Source organism: Moorena sp. SIO3B2, assembly GCF_010692525.1.
Lineage (GTDB): Bacteria > Cyanobacteriota > Cyanobacteriia > Cyanobacteriales > Coleofasciculaceae > Moorena > Moorena producens.
Map to the genome: position 1 here is coordinate 1 of NZ_JAAHHE010000017.1, position 17936 is coordinate 17936.

Here is a 17936-nt window from a genome sequence, read left to right on the forward strand (position 1 = left end):
TTAGTGCTAAATTAACATCAATAGCTTCTTAAGCTTATTATAGCGTTAATTCAACGTAAAATTGACTTGGTCAATTTGATCGCTGAAAAGCAGTGCCTGAGAAAGTTTCAAGTTTTTGGAGAGGTCTAATTACCAATTCAAAATCACCAAATACAAATTACCAATTCCAAATTACCTGATTTCGGATATGATAATTAGTCAATCAGAGATGATATTATATTTCTTGAGTGATATATTTTCTTAGCCAGAGACGCGCTACCCTGAGCTTATAATCCTGAGCATATAATCAGATGCTTTGCCCTGAAATGATAAATTCTAAGACTTGGCTGACTAATCTTATAATTTTCCCTAATAATCATTATTATCGATTTAGTTAGATAAAGGTGTGATATAAATCACATCAACCGGTGAAGTTAATTACTGCATGAGGTGACTGGATTCACTGACTGGATGGAGTTATTGAAATCAGCGTCTTCTCAAGCCCTAGGCGGGATTCCCCCGAAGGCGATGCTATGCGATCGCATCACCGTTGAGCTGGCTTGTCACCCCCTCAACTGAAAATGAAACGGGCAAGATGCCCGTTCCACAAAACTATTCAAATCATTCCATTATTAAGCAAGGCCAAAAAGTTGAGCTGGCTTGTCACCCCCTCAACCGAAAATCAAACGGGCAAGATGCCCGTTCCACAAAACTATTCAAATCATTCCATAAAATCAAACGGGCAAGATGCCCGTTCCACAAAAAACAAGATGTCCGTTCCACAAAAAAAAGGAGCCGATTGCGTCGGCTCCCCAAAAATCGAGGTTGATTCAACTGAGCTCAAGTCTGGTTAATCACTTACCAAATAGTCCCTAATCTTCAGCTATCAGCTTAAGCGCTACGCGCACGCTACGCGAACAGCTTAAGCGCTACGCGCACGCTTGGCCTTGGCCGTTGGCCACGCTACGCGAATGGCCACGCTCCGCGAACGCGAACAGCTTTCAGCTATCAGCTTATGCGCTATGGGCACGCTACACTAACAGCCATTGGCTGTAGGCTCAAGCTACTTGAGGTGCTTTTGAATAAAATAACCATGATAGCTGACCGCTGTTCGCGTAGCGTGGCCTACGGCCAATCACTGACGGCTGACGGCTGACCGCTGACCGCTGAATGCTTACATTACCCGAGAAGGGATATGATGATTAGTCAACCAGACATGATGGTAGATGTTACTTGACGGTAACTTTAGCACCAGCCTCTTCCAGTTGCTTCTTAGCGTCTTCAGCCGCCTCTTTAGCAATGGCCTCTTTAATCGCTTTAGGAGCAGATTCCACCAACTCTTTGGCTTCTTTGAGACCCAAACCAGTGATTGCTCGCACCACCTTAAGTACAGCAATCTTCTTATCAGAGGGGAACTCTTCTAGAACCACATCAAATTCAGTTTTCTCTTCCTCTGGCTCAGCCTCAGCAGCTCCAGGAGCACCAGCCATAGCACCAGGCATCATCATCATACCGCCAGCAGGAGCAGCAGCGCTGACACCAAAAGCCTCTTCGATCTGCTTAACTAGCTCAGAAGCTTCTAGCAGAGTGAGAGATTTTAATTTTTCGAGAATTTCATCAGTTGTAGCAGACATTGATATAACTCCTTTTAGGTGAATTGTTTAATTTGTTGAGTGTTGTACTTAACTCTTGTAGTTGAGTGTTGTACAAATCTCAGAAAGGGGGAAAACCGAGTACTAGCTGTTGCCTTCTTCCTTGGCAGCAACCCCTTGGATGCATCGACCCAAAGAAGCTGGCACCTCGTTAATACTACGACCCAAGGAGGCTGGTACCTCATTAATACCGACAGCAAGTTTGGTAGCGATAGAATTAATCGCTCCAGCAACTTGCGCGATCAGTTCCTCCTTAGAAGGCAAGTCAGCAATTGCCTTAACTTGCTCTTCATTCAAGGCTTGACCTTGCATCACGCCGCCGCGAAATTCAGTCTTCTTGGCGGTTTTCTTAAACTCCTGGTAAGCTCTGATGGCACTACCAACATCGTCTTTGACCAGGAGAAAGGCTGAAGTACCACTGAGGAATTCTGTCATTGGCCGCCAGTTTTCGTCTTCTTCCACCGCAAGCCGCATGAAGGTGTTTTTGGTCACCTTGCAAATCGTGCCAGTGGGACGCAGACGATTCCGTAAATCGGTAATTTCAGCAACCGACAGCCCCTGGTAATCAATAACTACAGCCAACTGAGACTCACTCAAGGTTTGCTTGAGCTCCGCCACAATTGTCTTTTTTTCGTCAAGTGTTCTACCCATTTTGTTAAGTGTTAATTGGTTAATTGTTCATTGAAAATAAATAAAAATAAATAAAAATAAATATTATTTATTTTCAATTGACTCTCAACCAAGAATGATAAGTATTCAACCGTCGATGATCTCACTGATAACAAATAACCAAACTAAAACCCCGGAGACTTGGCCGGGGTTAAGGGTCGTATCATTACCGCTATAGAACTCACTGTAGGATCAGTGCCTGGGCAGATGATACATAGTACTTTAACCTCGGCAGGATATTAAGCTAGTTACTCCTGCTGTCTTCAGCGCAAGCCTTCTTCAATTTTCTAGTTTTTGAACTCTCCCCGCTTTGAAAAGACGGGGATTCTGAGCGGATGTCGTTGCGCGGTTTAAAACCGCGCTCCACTAAGCTCACGGTCTGATCTAGAAGTTAATCTAGTATATCGTTGCGGCAGATTCAAAACTGCCCTACCTCCCTGGCCGTAGGCCACGCTACGCGAACGGATTAACATAGAAGTTAACCTGTGGATTTACTTTTCATTTAAATAACTTTCGGAGTGGTTGTACCAAACAAATCAGGGCAATAAATCACTACTTTTTGCTGCATTACTTGCCTGTTCCATAGTCGTAGGATCAACCCCGTCTCTTACTGGCTGGAATCTCACCATACTAGCAAAAAATCAACGTAACCAACCTTATTCTTACTCGTAATTCTATTTTAACACGATAGCCGGGATTTATCCCGGCGCGATCCCTGGCCACCCAATAAATTAGTAGGTGGCTAACTCTCGCTCGTCAGTGTTCTGTTTTAAGCGGCACCCTCAAGCTTGAGTTCACGCAGAATAGCAATGTCCACTTCAATCGATGGACCCATGCTGGCAGACACATATAAAGTGCGCCAATACCGACCTTTTGCGCCAGATGGGCGATGGCGGTCGATAGTTTCCTGCAAAGCTTTGAGATTCACCAGTAAGTCTTCGGGGCTAAAGGATACCTTACCAAACATAACATGAACAATGCCAGTACGGTCAGCCCTAAATTCTAGTTTACCAGCTTTGAATTCTTGAATTGCCTGAGCTATGTCATTAGTAACTGTACCACCTTTAGGAGAAGGCATCAAGCCCCGTGGTCCGAGGAGACGACCTAATCTGGCTACTTTGGGCATCATGTCCGGCGTAGCAATTAGCCGGTCAAAATCCATCATCCCGTTTTGAATTTCTGCAATTAACTCCTCAGAACCGGCAATGTCTGCCCCTGAATTAGTAGCTTCCGAGACTTTTTCACCCCGAGCAATCACTGCTACTCGTATCGTCTGACCTGTTCCCTTCGGTAAAGCTACTGTAGTGCGCAGTTGCTGGTCAGTATACTTTGGGTCAATTCCTAAGCGAATATGGGCTTCAGCCGATTCCGAAAATTTGGCGGTGGCTGTTTCTTTGAGGAGTTTGAGAGCTTCTATGGGTTCATAAGGTCGCTCTTCAACCTTCTTTTTTAGTTCTTGTAATCGACGCGATGGTTTCTTGGGCATTTAGATCTCCTGGGGTACTTAGCGAAGTAAAACTCCTCCCCCTCTATGGTTTACTTTAAGACATTGGAGTTGAAAGTTGAAAGTTGAAAGTTGAAAGTTAAAAGTTGAAAGTTGAAAGTTGAAAGTTGAAAGTGTAAATTCATCCTTCATCCTTCACTCTTTCTATGCATCCTTCTAATCGGTTATGGCTACACCCATGTTTCTAGCTGTGCCTTCCACAATTTTCATTGCCGCTTCTATATCATTGGCATTGAGGTCAGGCATTTTAGTTTGGGCGATTTCTTGCAGCTGGGAGCGAGTAAGGCTGCCAGCTTTAGTGCGGTTGGGTTGTGCTGAACCTTTCTCAATGCCAGCAGCTTTCTTAATCAGTACAGATGCTGGTGGAGTTTTGAGGATAAAGGTAAAGCTTCGATCCTCAAACACTGAAATTTCTACTGGTATCACCATACCAGCTTGATCAGCAGTTTTGGCATTGTACTCTTTACAGAATGCCATAATATTGACCCCGTGCTGACCGAGTGCTGGTCCGACGGGGGGAGCTGGGTTAGCTTTCCCAGCTGGGAGCGCTAACTTAATCAATGCAACAACTTTTTTAGCCATGATCTAGGGTCTAGCTTGTTTTTTCAATCTGATTGAACTCCAATTCTACTGGTGTATCCCGCCCAAAGATCGAGAGTAACGCTTTGAGTTTGCTCCTTTCGGGGCTAACTTCAATCACTTCCCCTTCAAATCCTTTAAACGGACCAGATAGCACAATGATTTTGTCCCCTACTGCCAGATCTACTTTGACAATCGGCTCTTGCTCTTCGGCTTGCTTGAAGATCCGCTCCACTTCGCCAGGGCTGAGGGGTACGGGTTTAACATGTCCCCGTCCACGCCCGTAGCTGCGTTTTTGTTCTGCCCCAACAAAATTAATCACATTTGGTGTGTTTTTGACAACTTGCCAAGCTTCATCATCCATCACCATCTGGACTAACACATAGCCGGGGAAAACTTTTTCTTCGCTGTGTTGCCGAGAACCATCCTTACGGATTTTAACCGTAGGTGTTTGGGGAATCTGCACTTTCAAAATCCGGTCCCCTACATCCATGGTTTGGATACGCTGTTCCAAGTTCGTTTTAACCCGTTTTTCACAGCCAGAAGCAACCTGGACTGCGTACCAACGTGAACCTGCAGGTTTTGATACCTGTTGATCGAAATCTTGGGATTCGTCTGCAGCAAAACTCATCAAAATACCTGTCCTGATGCCCAGGAAAATAAACCATCTACCAAGTAAATTATGGTGGCAGACAGAATGACCATCAACAATACCGCTGCTGATTCGCTAATTAACTGTTGCCGAGAAGGCCAAACGACTTTAGCGAGTTCTTCTTTGGTTTCGTTGAAGAACTTACCTAGGTTAAACCCAGATTCAGTTTCTTTAGTCTCTGGTTCAGCTTTTGTTTTCTTCGCCACAACTTCTCCTTTCCCCCATCAACGCATTGACACTCCTCGTGAATAACGCAGCGAGGATTCTTGCTTCTCCGGGAGTCCAACGACTTTACCCTCCACAAGCATACACCGTCTGCCCGGCGGCGTTTGGAACGGTGCGACCCGTGGCGAATTAAATTTGCCAAACGGAAAGCCCACCGAAAGATATTTATTGAATTCTCGTGCTACGGCTTCCAAATTTATACAAGATTTAGGATTTTTGCTACCAGGGTTCCGGATCAGAAGCTGTCCGCTAGACCTACTACGCTTTTTATATATGCGCTTTACCGCTAGGTCTAATTATAACTCAAAGCCCTCCGTTGAAGGATGGGGCTTTAAACCCAAAATTTGTCTACCATGGTCGGTGCTTAGTGCTATGTGCGTATGTTGCTGAGTTAATCCAGCCAGGGATTAGAAGACACAAGTGGGATTTACAGGTGTCAATTTCCTGCTCCTTGCGTCAGCAATAGTCTAGCTGGTAGGATCCCTGCCACAATAATCCACTAGTCCTGATGGTTGAGTCAAACTCTGCTACTCAGCCCCCTCAACTGACGGACTACCACTGGATTTGCTCAGGTAAACCCTGGCATAGCACAGGTGCGACCCCTGGAGAATTTAATTCGCCAAGTAAGAGCGCACCTAACTTTTGTATTCTACCAATTTTGAGCGCGCCCTGGAGGACTCGAACCCCCGACATCAGGTTTTGGAGACCTGCGTTCTACCAACTGAACTAAGGACGCAGATGGAGTAGAGAGGTAGAGGTTAACCGATACTTTTTAGCTACCAAAATCTACCAAAAGCAAATTCTGTATCGCCAATGCAAGATGCTTTCACATCCAGGGGGTATCTCCCAAAGCTCTGACGGAATATCCCGCGAGCGCCATAAAAATGTCAACAAAGTTGGTTCCACCGTATGGATATAGCGCAACTATTAAACCCTTGGTTTTCGGCTTTAATTTAAGTTACATAATAATCCCTGTCGGTGTTACCCTAATTTAAGTCTAACAAATAATAAAAGTTTTTGGTAGACTCGGCAACATTTTTTCTAACTGTTTACTAACCTCTCGCTTTATTTAGTTTACCGATACTTTTTAGCTACCAAAGTCTACCAAGATAGACCAAGGTTCGCCAATGCAAGATGCAATAGCATCCAGGGGGTATCTCCCAAAGCTCTCGGGAATATCCCGCGAGCGCCATAAAAATGTCAACAAAGTTGGTTCCACCGTATGGATATAGCGCAACTATTAAATCCTTGGTTTTCGGCTTTAATTTAAGTTACATAATAATCCCTGTCGGTGTTACCCTAATTTAAGTCTAACAAATAATAAAAGTTTTTGGTAGACTCGGCAACATTTTCTCTAACTGTTTACTAACCCTAATTTTGCCATTTACACCAAACTGATGCTAGGCCAGAAAAAGGTTATAAACTACGGTCAAAGCGTTGTTTGATGCGAGTAGCCTTACCAACGCGATCGCGTAAATAGTATAGCTTGGCTCGACGTACCTTGCCTCGACGGATTACTTTTATATTAGCAATTTTTGGAGAATGGAGTAGAAAAACCCGTTCCACACCAACCCCTTGGAAAATCCGGCGTACTGTAATCGTTTCATTAATGCCACCATTGCGCATGGCAATCACAGTGCCTTCATAGGGTTGAATCCGTTCCTTATTACCTTCTTTAATCCGTACCCCTACACGCACGGTGTCACCGACGTAGATGGTAGGGACGTTGTCCTTAAGTTGTTCCGCTTCTATGGAACGAATGATTTCTTGAGCATTCATGGTTTTTGCCTAAAAGCACCAGTTTTTGATTATATCCCAAAGAAAGACTTGAAGTCTAGAATTTTTTGGGAAAAGGTAGGACTTCAGCACCACTACCTGTGTCTGTGTCTGTCTATTTGGTGTAAATAGCTGATCTCGTAGGTGTATCTACTCTCTGTTGCTTGCTTTTTTTGCCTTGAGTACTCAAACGTACACCTATAATACCAAGGGCTAGTAAACCTAATGTAGCAGTAGGTTCATCAACTCTAGCCTCAGAGGAAAATCTAGCCTCAGATGACACTGGATACAGGAACTGGCGACCAGCGTAGTCATCGTTAACCAATGGGCTAAGGTTGGTGACTGGGTTCCCTGGAGCTATACCTAGTCCCCGGGATTCCATCAGAATATCTACGCCTGGGGTGTCAACACCAGGATCCTGATCTGGAACTGTAAACAATGAAAATGGTGAAGCAGCTGGATTGAGGGGATCGATTAGTTGGGCAATCGGGTTGCTCAATGTGGCTAGAGCTGTGGCGCTAGTACTGCCATCATAGTTGTCGTCGATAAATCTATTAGCACTGATGTCTCCTTCGATGTCCCCTAATCCAATGGCATGACCGATCTCGTGGGTCAACAATCGCCTGAAAAAGTCGAGGGTATATACTGTTCCGGCATTATTGTTGAAGGTCATATCTGCCCCGATAATGGCGCTTGAGCCTGCGTAATTTTCCGTTCCAGAAGTGAGAGTTACAGTATCGTTGATGTAATAGAAAAACGATTCACCTTGGGGTGAGGTATTTCCAGGATTCCAGAAAGTTGCATCTGTCGATGCCAACAGGTCAATCTCGGCACCATCTGGGTGAACGCCTCCTGTACCGGTTCCTATTACTGATGTCTCTAAATCTGCTACAAATGACAAATCGGTACCTAACCCAGAAACTGGGTCAACTACAGTCCAGGCGTTGAACGCAGCCTCAATGGCATTTTGAAACTCGTTGACACTAGGAACAATATCCCAGGTGAATAAATCTCGGTAAGCTTGATAGGAACCGCCCTGTAGTGAGTATCGCAATCCGCCGTCCAAGGAACGATCTTGTCCTTGGATAGTCCTTGGAGCTGCATCCCATCGGGAGCCACCTCCGAGTGTGTTACCAGACCGGTTAAAAATTACAAAAGCGTCAGAGCGTCCTGGGTTAGCAACTTCAATGGCGGCGAAGCTCAAAACAGACCCTAGGATGGCTAGTGATAGGTTTTGTGTCAGTTTGAGTAAATCCATAGGTTGTTTGTTTTTGGAGTTTGTTTTCATAAGATTTTTGATTTTCATACATTAAAATCTATTGGCAGATTAGTTTGCTCAATATCAAATGACCTGTTTTTTTGAAATCCGCTTTAATTCAATTAAATATCAAATTTAATTGAATAACATCAATAAAAATACGGAAATTTTATAAATCTAGTAAATTTTATGATTGCGAAATATAGCAGAAGTCAGAAGTCAGAAGTCAGAAGTCAGAAGTCAAACTCTTGCGCTTACAAAGGGTGTGAGACTTTTGTCATGTCCTAACTGCCCTGGCGACTGCTATATTAAGTAATCGGTATCGGTAAATTGGTATGAGTAAACGCAAAGACCCAAAGAAGACGAAGACTAAATTTTAACAAGCCTAGATGGGTTGTGTGTTCTCTTAGCTAGGAGCAACACACAACACTAAGAAAAGAAAATCTCTTCTAGCGATAGCAACATTCAGTAGTTCCTAAGGAAGCAACGCATGTCTTACTCATCAACCAGGACTCAGACAAAAGCTGGCTACGATGCCGGTGTAAAAGACTATAAATTAACCTATTATACGCCAGATTATACTCCAAAAGATACGGATATTTTGGCAGCGTTTCGCGTAACACCGCAGCCTGGTGTACCTCCGGAAGAAGCCGGTGCAGCGGTTGCAGCTGAGTCTTCTACGGGTACCTGGACAACAGTTTGGACTGACTTGCTGACTGACCTAGACCGTTACAAAGGTCGTTGCTACGACATCGAACCAGTACGTGGGGAAGACAACCAGTTCATCTGCTTTATTGCCTACCCACTGGATCTGTTTGAAGAAGGCTCAGTCACCAACATGCTGACCTCCATCGTGGGTAACGTATTTGGTTTCAAAGCTCTGCGAGCACTGCGTTTAGAAGACTTGCGGATTCCCATTGCTTACCTCAAAACCTTCCAGGGACCACCCCACGGGATTGTTGTAGAGCGGGACAAGTTGAATAAGTATGGTCGTCCTTTGCTCGGTTGTACCATTAAGCCCAAGCTAGGTCTATCCGCTAAGAACTACGGTCGTGCAGTATATGAGTGCTTGCGCGGTGGTCTGGACTTCACCAAAGACGACGAAAACATTAACTCCCAGCCCTTCATGCGCTGGCGCGATCGCTTCCTGTTCGTAGCAGACGCAATCCACAAATCCCAAGCTGAAACTGGCGAAATCAAAGGTCACTACCTCAACGTCACTGCTCCCACCTGCGAGGAGATGATGAAGCGGGCTGAGTTTGCTAAATCACTCAACATGCCCATCATCATGCACGACTACCTCACTGGTGGCTTTACCGCCAACACCACTCTGGCTCGTTGGTGCCGTGATAATGGGGTTCTGCTGCACATCCACCGCGCTATGCACGCTGTGATTGACCGTCAGAAACACCACGGTATGCACTTCCGTGTCTTGGCTAAGTGCTTGCGCATGTCCGGTGGTGACCACCTCCACTCCGGTACTGTAGTCGGTAAGCTTGAAGGTGAAAAAGGTATCACCATGGGCTTCGTTGACCTGATGCGGGAAGACCACATTGAGCAAGACCGCGAACGGGGTATTTACTTCACTCAAGACTGGGCTTCCATGCCTGGTGTAATGCCAGTGGCTTCTGGTGGTATTCACGTTTGGCACATGCCTGCGCTAGTCGAAATCTTTGGTGATGATTCCTGCCTACAATTCGGTGGTGGTACTCTAGGTCACCCATGGGGTAATGCTCCTGGTGCTACTGCAAACCGGGTAGCTCTAGAAGCTTGTATTCAAGCTCGTAACGAAGGTCGTAACCTGATGCGTGAAGGTGGTGACGTGATCCGGGAAGCTGCTAAGTGGAGTCCTGAGTTGGCAGTTGCTTGCGAACTGTGGAAGGAAATCAAGTTCGAGTTCGAGGCAATGGATACAGTCTGATGCAGTTTGAGCTGTGAAGTTTGAAGTATGAAACGCCATACTTTAGACTTCATACTTTTTCCAAACGACTGGGTTCAACCATGGATTTAAAACGAGTTGCGAAAGATACAGCCAAGGTGCTGGCTAGCTATATGACCTATCAAGCACTGCGGACAGTGGTAAACCAGTTAAGAGAAACCGACCCTCCCCGAGCGCTTTGGCTACAGTCTTTTTCCTCACAACAAAGTATCCAAGATGGAGACGTTTATCTTGAGGAATTACTGCGGGCTAAACCTGAATTTGCGTTGCGGATTATGACTGTGCGGCAACATATCGCAGACGAAGTGGCCGAGTTCTTACCTGAAATGGTTTGCACTACTATCCAGCAGTCGAATATAGAACATCGGCGTCGGCATCTTGAGCGCATCACGCAATTCACTCTTCCAGATAACCCAACTAATTCTGAGCAGAAAACTGATTCGGACACCTAATTGGTTCAACCGAAGATGTGACCTGGTATCCCCCAAATTTCATACCTATACTTCAACAGAGAATCAAACAGAGCATCAAAATCTATGAAAACATTACCAAAAGAGCGTCGTTACGAAACCCTTTCCTACTTACCTCCCCTGAGTGACGCTCAGATTATGCGGCAAGTGGAGTACATCTTAGCGGAAGGTTACATCCCTGCGATTGAGTTCAACGAAAGCTCTGAACCAGAGATTTACTACTGGACATTATGGAAACTGCCTTTGTTCAAGGCTACCTCACCTAAAGATGTGCTAGCGGAAGTGGATGAGTGTCGCTCTGAATACCGCGACTGCTATATCCGGGTTGTAGGTTTTGATAACGTTAAGCAGTGCCAAGTTCTCAGCTTCATCATTCACAAGCCTAATGAAGGTGTTAGCCGCAGCCGTTGGTAACCGCAGCTTTTACTACTAAAGGCTAAGGCATTCATGGTTGAGTGAAATGCTATTATTAGCCCCCCGAGCGAGGGATTGCTCGCTCGGGGGGCTGTTTCATTCTTGACCCTAAAATTCAGGGGTGAGGAAGCCAAAGCCCCTTCTGGTCGGGGTTAGGGGTGAGTCCCATACTCCCAACTCCCGACCCAAATTTAAAAAACCTACTCCTGTGGGGTTCCCGTCAGTCGCGCTTTGCATCAAGATAACCAACTTTATCCAACAGTCAGGACTTAGCAGTTAGAAGTCATAATAGAATATAGCCCTTGGCCAAGGGCTATAGATAGAACCTGGGTTAATTAATAAATTAACAATGACTAACAACGGCTCCAACAGATTAGATCGAATTGAAGCAACAATAGAACAGATGCTAGCTGTTCAACGTGAACTACAAGAAACACAATTAAGGTTTCAAGAGAACCAACAACAACAAGAAAGGATATTAGAACAGATCCTAGCTAGTCAACGTGAACTACAAGTTGGTCAACGTGAACTACAAGTTGGTCAACGTGAACTACAAGTTGGTCAACGTGAACTACAAGAAATACAATTAAGGTCTCAAGAAAAGCAACAACGACAAGAAAGGATATTAGAACGATTAATTGGATATAGCATCACCCAAGAATCTGACAAATTAGATTTAGAGGAAAGAATGAATGCCTTAGAGCAAAGAGTTAAAGGTTTGGAAAATCGGTGAATGACTTACACTAAATTGGCTCTAGCGGTATCTCTTTCTAGGCCAAGTCTCATTATCGATCTGGCATAGAACCTCTCATCACACCTCCAGGAACAGAGATTATTGGAACTTGACCTGTAGGAATACTCTCAGGAGTAACTCCAGCAGAAGTAACGCTAGAGGAATCATCAGGATTGATGATAATACCAAGCATCCGAAATACTGTTTGGTTTTCGTCTGGTGAGTCTGAAATTGCTCTGACAAAGTTGTTTCTGACATCCAAGGATTGGTTCGCAGTAANTCAGAGCAGGGGATTTGGTAAGTAATTGTTGAAGCATTCAGCCGTCAGCTGTCAGCTTATAGCTGATAGCTTACTTTTTAGGAGCGAATTATCCCAGCCCTATGGTTAAAATTACGGCTATCCTAGAATTGGGGTGGTAATCTAGTAATAAAAAAATTAGTTTTTTATTATATAGCGTTTATCGCAGTTATGAGGTACATTATTCTTTGAATTGGATTCCGTGTCTTGATGCACCGCATCCCTATATATTCTATTTTCCCTGTTCCCTAAAATCCCGAAAAATTGTACCTCATAGCTATGATAATTGCTATAATTAACCTCTTATGCCTCACTCTCCAATCCCCTCAGTTCAAGTTGCTAGAAAAAGTAACTTTAATTTACCACCAGGACCAAAAAGATATTTACTATTTCAACTTTCTAAACTTCAGCATCAGCCCATTGAATATTTTGGGCATATGTGGCAGGAATATGGAGATTTAGTACGCCTGCCAATCATGCCAGGATTAAGTTTAAATTTGGCGAGCCATCCAGATCATGCAGAACATATTTTGTCTAGCCATCAGGAACGATATGGAAAGCCAGATCTATTTCTCAAATCCATGAACTTACTTCAGGGGCAAGGACTTTTTACCAGTGAAGGAGAGGTTTGGCTTCGACAGCGACGCTTAATGCAGCCAGCATTTCATCAAAAGCAATTGGTTAAACTTCATAATGTAATCCTTGATTGTGTAGAATCACTTCTGGGTGAATGGTCGGAAAAGCCAGAAGGGGAGATTATTGATATTGCAGCCGAAATGTCACGGCTTACCTTAAAAATTGTCAGTTCCACCTTATTCAGTATTGATATCAGTAGTAAGACAGATAAACTAGGGCAGTCTTTGCGAACAGCTTTGGAATATGTCTATTACCGAATGAATAACCCCCTGGCACTACCGGTATGGATGCCTACCCCCAGAAATCTTGAGTTCCGTAAAGCAAAACAAACACTCGACCGCCTCGTTTTAGACATTATCCAGTACCGTCGTGAACATCCCTCAGAGCAAAATGATTTGCTGTCAATGCTTCTAGCTGCTCAAGATGAAGAGACTGGAATCGGGATGAGCGATCGCCAACTTCAAGACGAAGTAATTACGTTAATTAATGCGGGACATGAAACCACAGCTACTGCATTAGCTTGGACATGGTATCTAATCGGAACCCATCCTGATGCTATGGCTCAGATGCAGGATGAAGTACAAACCGTTTTAAATGGAAATTACCCTACGGTTGAGAATTTGTTCCAACTCGAATACACTCGTCGCGTATTTGATGAATCGTCACGTCTTTGCCCAATCGGTTTAGGACTACCAAGAGTTGCCTTAAACGATGATGAAATTCAAGGATATTTTATTCCCAAAGGTACGATTTTCACTATTGCTCAATACTTCATTTTTCGCCATCCTGATTTTTGGGATAATCCAGAACAGTTCGACCCTGACCGATTTCTACCTGAAAAAGTGAAGCAAAGACCTAAATTTGCCTTTTTTCCCTTTGGTGCAGGTCAACACATCTGTATTGGCAAAAATTTAGCTCTGATGGAATCTACAATCATCTTAGCAGCCATCATGCAAAGGTTTCACATTGAATTAGTTCCTAATCAATCCATAGAAATAGACCCCAGATTTTCCCTACGTCCTAAATATGGCATTAAAGTTAGAGTAGGGAGCAGGGAGTAGGGAGCAGGGAGCAGGGAGTAGGGAACAGGGAACAGGGAACAGGGAAGAGTGAATAGGGAAAAAATACTGTATACCTCAGGTGCGACCCGATTCCCGATTCCCGATTCCCGATTCCCGATTCCCGATTCCCGATTCCCGATTCCCTAAAATCTATAAATACTTAACTGAATTGCAAACCGCTTTACTAGTTTTAAAAACAGCATTCGGGTAGCGTCTCTTTCAGAATATTCCTGTTTTTTATTAACCCTAAAACTCTCCAAAAAAACTTTTCTAAAACCCTTGACAATTAATTTTGTAATCATTACAATAATCATTGTATAACCCGATGAGTTCAGTTTTTTAGTGATGTCCAAAAAATTTTCCCAAAATTTCAAAAAACAACCTGCTCAGCACGTCCTGAAAGGTTCTCGTGAAGCCGTCATTTATAGTATGCAGATGCTATATTCCCTAGGCTATGCGGAGATTGCTGAATGGACTCCTCTGGAACCAACTGAGGTTCCCGGGGAAGTGATGACTACCATAACCAAGTATTGGCTGTTGCCATAACACCTTAAATTTTTGGGGGGGTTTCCCCCCCTTGAAAAAGTCACCTTTGGCCAATAAAATCTGATCACATCGGGTTAGATTTGGTAACTTAGTGATATCGCGATTTCAACTGACTTATTGTGGATTTTAAATAGCCGTGGATAGTATTTCTACGGCTATTTTTTTCGAAGCTATCAGCTATCAGCTATCAGCTTAAGCGCTACGCGCACGCTACGCGAACAGCTATCAGCTATCAGTGATTAGCTTATGTGCTACGCACACGCTACGCGAACAGCTACGCGCAATCGGTGCTTTTGAATACAATAAGCTGACGGCTGACGGCTGACCGCTGACAGCTGAATGCTTAGCTAAAATACTATTAGCCTCAACTAATACTTAAATTATGGACGATTTAAATTACTATTTAGACAAATACGACGCTATACCTTTAGATACTGATCAATACAAAAATAGTTATGTCGGCTGGGCACTAGACTTTTTTATTGATGAAACAAAGGTAGTAAATCCTTATTTAGATATTACCTTACGATTAGACTTAACCGATGCCGAAACTAATTATAAGGATAATTTTAAAAATGACTATTCAACGTTTACGTCTTTCTTAATCTGGAAATTACTTAAAGCCCTGAAAGAACATCCTCCTTTTTGGTGGAGATTTATTAACCATAAATGGTATCAAATTAATAATCCACCATTATTTTGTCCGACAGCAGTGGGAGGGGAAGCTCGATTTTTACCAATGATCATTAATAATGCCACAAAATTAGGATGGCTTGAATTTTCAGAAGTATACAGAAATACCAAAGACAGTATTTTCGCTAATCCTATATGGTCCAATAATAATGAGAGATCCTATGCTTACCAACTGGGTCAATTTGTTGGTAATCTTCCTGGCTTAGATTTTCTAAGTTTTTCTATCCAGACAGGTCGTGAAAGTACCCAGAGTTTTTTCTACTTTGGGAAGCGAACCTACGACGAAAATCAGCAAAGATTAACGGTGCCTTTAGCTATTAAATTTCACCATAGCAATTTAGATCCAATGCTAATCGAAGTGTTAGTTAGGGATTATCTAGCTGAATTAAGTAAACCTGAATAAAACGCCCTACAACTCGTCAGCTATCAGCTATCAGCTTAAGCGCTACGCGCACGCTACGCGAACAGCTATCAGCTATCAGCTTATGCGCACGCTACTTGATGTAGTTATGGGTAAGCTACACCGAACAGCTTTTGAATAAGCGATCCAGCGCGGTCTTGGGGGAAACCCCCATGAGCGACTGCATCAAGACAACAGGTAAGTATTCGTTTAATCTCTGTTACGGAAAGCTGACGGCTGACGGCTGACGGCTGTTCGCGCAGCGTGCGCGTAGCGCATATGCTTACTACAACTCAATAGAATAATAATCCAAAGCACCTTCTCCCGCACCCTGAGTCCACCGTGAATCAGGTTTCCAAGCACCATTGTTTTCTTCCCGACGGCGAGTGTAGACAGTGAGCTGATTATCCTTAATTTTTAATAGATTATATTGCCAAGGATAACCGGGTATGATTTCTTTGGTGGGTGCCCCAAAGGTGCCAGCACCAATTTGGTCGAGTTTGCGCCCAGTTGGACTGATGTCGTAACGGAAAAGGCTGGTTTCGGCTTTGTGGATGTGTCCGTGGAGGAAGAAGCGGAATCCAGCTTTGGCGAGTTGTTCCATGAATCCTTGGTCGGTAATCCTGTCGCTTCCAGCACTATTCAGGGCATGGTGCCAAACCGCTAGTTTCAGGCAGTTGCGGTAATCTGGGTTACGGCGAATTTCGGTCAAAGCCTTGCTCAGAGCACCTGAGTGGATGTTAGCCCGGGCTCTGAAGTGGTGATCCAGTTCCCAAGCGGAGTTTAGTCCTAGGATCAGCAACTGTTGCTCTGGGAAATAGTCGATAATGGCTTGCTGGTCATAGTCGAGGGGATAGGGTTGAGTTTTGATAGCTTGATAGAATTGGCTGAAGTGGGCAAACCGTTGTTGGTATTTGGCTTCCTCTCGGACTCGAATCACATCTTCACCTTTGATGTAGTGACCCTCTTTTAGTTCACCATCGTAGTCTTCGAGATCCAATAACTGATAACCTCCCTTTGCTAGTTTCCAATTGAGGTCATGGTTACCGGGAACTAGAACAATTTTTTCTGGATCTAGGGGGAAGTCTTGGCGGAGGTTGTGGAGAAACTGTTGTGCAGCCTGGTATTATTCAGGGTTTGGGACTATAGGTTGGGTTGTAGAATTGGCAGCGCTCTTGACTGGCTTTAAGGGCGTTGATGGTTTCCTGAAAAATATCTTCATCATGAGTTGCTACAAATTCTTCGTTTTTCAAGAGATTAATCAGTTTAGAAATAGTGGCTTCTGTCCTAATTTCACCCAAAGCATCTGCCCCACTTCTACGCACATAATAGTCCTGAGCATCCAGGCATTTAATTAACGAGTATATTACCACTTCTGTGGCAATTTTACCCAGAGCTTCTACTGCCATCCTACGCACATAATAGTCCTGATCATCCAGACATTTAATTAACGGGTCTATCGTGGCTTCTGTCCCCATTTTTACCAGAGCATCTGCCGCACTTTCACGCACAGATACACAGTCATCATTCAGGGATTTAATTAAGGGATCTATCGCTGTTTCTGACCCGATTTTTCCTAGAGCATCTGCCGCCATACTCCGCACATATGAGTTGTGATCATCTAGGGCTTTAATTAACGGGTCTATGGCTGCTTCTGCCCCAATTTTTCCCAGAGCATCTGCTGCCATACTTCGCACATAATATTTAGAGTCATCCAGGCATTTAATTAACGGCTTAATCGTGACTTCTGACCCGATTTTTCCCAGAGCTTGTGCTGCTATTTCACGCATAGATGGTTTGGGGTCATCCAGGGATTTAATTAACGGGTCTATGGCTGCTTCTGTCCCAATTTCACCCAGAGCTTCTACTGCCATTTCACGCAGATCTAAGTCGTGATCATCCATGGCTTTAATTAACGGGTCTATGGCTGCTTCTGTCCCAATTTCACCCAGAGCTTCTACTGCCATTTCACGCACAGATAATTTGGGGTCATCCAGGCATTTACTTAACCGCTCAATTGTGGCTTTTGTGCCAATTTTTCCCAGAGCTTCTGCCGCACTACTCCGCACCTCATAGTCCTTATTCTCCAGGCATTTAATTAATGGGTCTATCGTAGCTTCTGTACCCATTTTAACCAGAGCTTCTGCCGCACTATGACACACAGATGAATTGCCGTCATTCAGGCATTTACTTAACGAGTCTATCGTGGCTTCTGTACCTATTTTACCTAGAGCATCTGCCGCACTACTACGAACCTCATAGTCATTATCGTCCAGGCATTTACTTAACGGGTCTATAGCTACTTCTGTCCCGATTTTTCCCAGAGCATCTGCCGCACTCATCCGTACCAAATAGTCTTCATCATCCAGGCATTTAATTAACATCGCTGGCTACCGTGGTCTGATAGTCAAAACCAACATTAATCATGGCCCCTTCTACATTAAAGCTATAG

At 44.1% G+C, this 17936-nt stretch carries 21 protein-coding genes, 1 tRNA gene and 1 other annotated feature; of the genes, 10 read left to right on the forward strand and 12 right to left on the reverse strand.

Features of this window, described 5'->3' with window-relative positions:
- Window positions 1-429 precede the first annotated feature (429 nt).
- Window positions 430-558, forward strand: coding sequence for a hypothetical protein (locus tag F6K38_RS06290; RefSeq protein ID WP_267872105.1), 129 nt, complete (start codon window positions 430-432; stop codon window positions 556-558).
- A 2-nt stretch (window positions 559-560) separates the two neighbouring features.
- Entirely contained in the window at window positions 561-833 is a 273-nt protein-coding gene (locus F6K38_RS06295) for a hypothetical protein (protein WP_008188903.1), read from the forward strand.
- A gap of 375 nt (window positions 834-1208) precedes the next feature.
- On the opposite strand, the gene rplL is transcribed toward F6K38_RS06295, so the two are convergent.
- The 9 genes from rplL to F6K38_RS06340 form a co-directional block, all read right to left on the reverse strand.
- On the reverse strand, window positions 1209-1613 hold the full coding sequence (gene rplL, locus F6K38_RS06300) for a 50S ribosomal protein L7/L12 (protein ID WP_008188901.1): 405 nt from the start codon (window positions 1611-1613) through the stop codon (window positions 1209-1211).
- A 102-nt stretch (window positions 1614-1715) separates the two neighbouring features.
- A complete protein-coding gene (gene rplJ, locus F6K38_RS06305; protein WP_008188899.1) occupies window positions 1716-2282 on the reverse strand; it encodes a 50S ribosomal protein L10 in 567 nt (188 codons plus the stop codon).
- Window positions 2283-2416: 134 nt separating this feature from the next.
- Window positions 2417-2585 (reverse strand) — a sequence feature (ribosomal protein L10 leader region).
- 484 nt (window positions 2586-3069) lie between these two features.
- Entirely contained in the window at window positions 3070-3786 is a 717-nt protein-coding gene (rplA, locus tag F6K38_RS06310; protein ID WP_008188897.1) for a 50S ribosomal protein L1, read from the reverse strand.
- A 174-nt stretch (window positions 3787-3960) separates the two neighbouring features.
- Window positions 3961-4386 carry a 50S ribosomal protein L11 gene (gene rplK / locus F6K38_RS06315; RefSeq protein ID WP_008188895.1) on the reverse strand — a complete coding sequence of 142 codons (426 nt, stop codon included), beginning with the start codon at window positions 4384-4386 and terminating at the stop codon, window positions 3961-3963.
- A gap of 10 nt (window positions 4387-4396) precedes the next feature.
- Complete coding sequence (gene nusG / locus F6K38_RS06320; RefSeq protein WP_008188893.1) at window positions 4397-5014, reverse strand: transcription termination/antitermination protein NusG; 618 nt, start codon at window positions 5012-5014, stop codon at window positions 4397-4399.
- The gene (gene secE, locus F6K38_RS06325) at window positions 5014-5241 is read right to left on the reverse strand and encodes a preprotein translocase subunit SecE (RefSeq protein WP_008188891.1); all 228 of its coding nucleotides are present in this window, start codon (window positions 5239-5241) and stop codon (window positions 5014-5016) included. The genes nusG and secE overlap by 1 nt, the downstream gene beginning before the upstream one ends.
- Window positions 5242-5923: 682 nt before the next feature.
- Window positions 5924-5996 (reverse strand) — tRNA-Trp (locus F6K38_RS06330).
- A 680-nt stretch (window positions 5997-6676) separates the two neighbouring features.
- Window positions 6677-7039, reverse strand: a complete 363-nt coding sequence (gene rplS, locus F6K38_RS06335) for a 50S ribosomal protein L19 (RefSeq protein ID WP_287248026.1) — start codon at window positions 7037-7039, stop codon at window positions 6677-6679.
- Window positions 7040-7151: 112 nt separating this feature from the next.
- Entirely contained in the window at window positions 7152-8324 is a 1173-nt protein-coding gene (locus tag F6K38_RS06340) for a zinc metalloprotease (protein WP_131827128.1), read from the reverse strand.
- 460 nt (window positions 8325-8784) lie between these two features.
- On the opposite strand from F6K38_RS06340, the gene F6K38_RS06345 reads away from it, so the two are divergent.
- The 4 genes from F6K38_RS06345 (at window position 8785) to F6K38_RS06360 (ending at window position 11850) form a co-directional block, all read left to right on the forward strand.
- Complete coding sequence (locus tag F6K38_RS06345; protein WP_008187936.1) at window positions 8785-10215, forward strand: form I ribulose bisphosphate carboxylase large subunit; 1431 nt, start codon at window positions 8785-8787, stop codon at window positions 10213-10215.
- Between the two features lie 80 nt (window positions 10216-10295).
- On the forward strand, window positions 10296-10685 hold the full coding sequence (gene rcbX / locus F6K38_RS06350; RefSeq protein WP_287356293.1) for a RuBisCO chaperone RbcX: 390 nt from the start codon (window positions 10296-10298) through the stop codon (window positions 10683-10685).
- Window positions 10686-10769: 84 nt separating this feature from the next.
- Entirely contained in the window at window positions 10770-11117 is a 348-nt protein-coding gene (locus F6K38_RS06355) for a ribulose bisphosphate carboxylase small subunit (protein ID WP_008187934.1), read from the forward strand.
- A gap of 349 nt (window positions 11118-11466) precedes the next feature.
- Window positions 11467-11850, forward strand: a complete 384-nt coding sequence (locus tag F6K38_RS06360) for a hypothetical protein (protein WP_008187933.1) — start codon at window positions 11467-11469, stop codon at window positions 11848-11850.
- A 52-nt stretch (window positions 11851-11902) separates the two neighbouring features.
- Here F6K38_RS06360 and F6K38_RS06365 read toward each other — a convergent pair whose 3' ends face one another.
- Window positions 11903-12112, reverse strand: coding sequence for a hypothetical protein (locus F6K38_RS06365; RefSeq protein ID WP_287356294.1), 210 nt, complete (start codon window positions 12110-12112; stop codon window positions 11903-11905).
- A gap of 341 nt (window positions 12113-12453) precedes the next feature.
- Here F6K38_RS06365 and F6K38_RS06370 point away from each other — a divergent pair, with 341 nt between their 5' ends.
- From F6K38_RS06370 to F6K38_RS06385, 4 genes are all read left to right on the forward strand, one after another.
- Window positions 12454-13845 (forward strand): cytochrome P450, encoded by a 1392-nt coding sequence (locus tag F6K38_RS06370; protein WP_287356296.1) that lies wholly within the window; start codon window positions 12454-12456, stop codon window positions 13843-13845.
- Between the two features lie 79 nt (window positions 13846-13924).
- A complete protein-coding gene (locus tag F6K38_RS06375; RefSeq protein ID WP_287356298.1) occupies window positions 13925-14056 on the forward strand; it encodes a hypothetical protein in 132 nt (43 codons plus the stop codon).
- A 134-nt stretch (window positions 14057-14190) separates the two neighbouring features.
- Window positions 14191-14391, forward strand: coding sequence for a hypothetical protein (locus F6K38_RS06380; RefSeq protein ID WP_287356300.1), 201 nt, complete (start codon window positions 14191-14193; stop codon window positions 14389-14391).
- A 382-nt stretch (window positions 14392-14773) separates the two neighbouring features.
- Window positions 14774-15487 carry a hypothetical protein gene (locus F6K38_RS06385; RefSeq protein WP_287356302.1) on the forward strand — a complete coding sequence of 238 codons (714 nt, stop codon included), beginning with the start codon at window positions 14774-14776 and terminating at the stop codon, window positions 15485-15487.
- A gap of 283 nt (window positions 15488-15770) precedes the next feature.
- Here F6K38_RS06385 and F6K38_RS06390 read toward each other — a convergent pair whose 3' ends face one another.
- Window positions 15771-16484, reverse strand: coding sequence for a metallophosphoesterase family protein (locus tag F6K38_RS06390; RefSeq protein ID WP_287356304.1), 714 nt, complete (start codon window positions 16482-16484; stop codon window positions 15771-15773).
- A gap of 130 nt (window positions 16485-16614) precedes the next feature.
- The gene (locus F6K38_RS06395; RefSeq protein ID WP_287356306.1) at window positions 16615-17868 is read right to left on the reverse strand and encodes a HEAT repeat domain-containing protein; all 1254 of its coding nucleotides are present in this window, start codon (window positions 17866-17868) and stop codon (window positions 16615-16617) included.
- Between the last annotated feature and the right edge of the window lie 68 nt (window positions 17869-17936).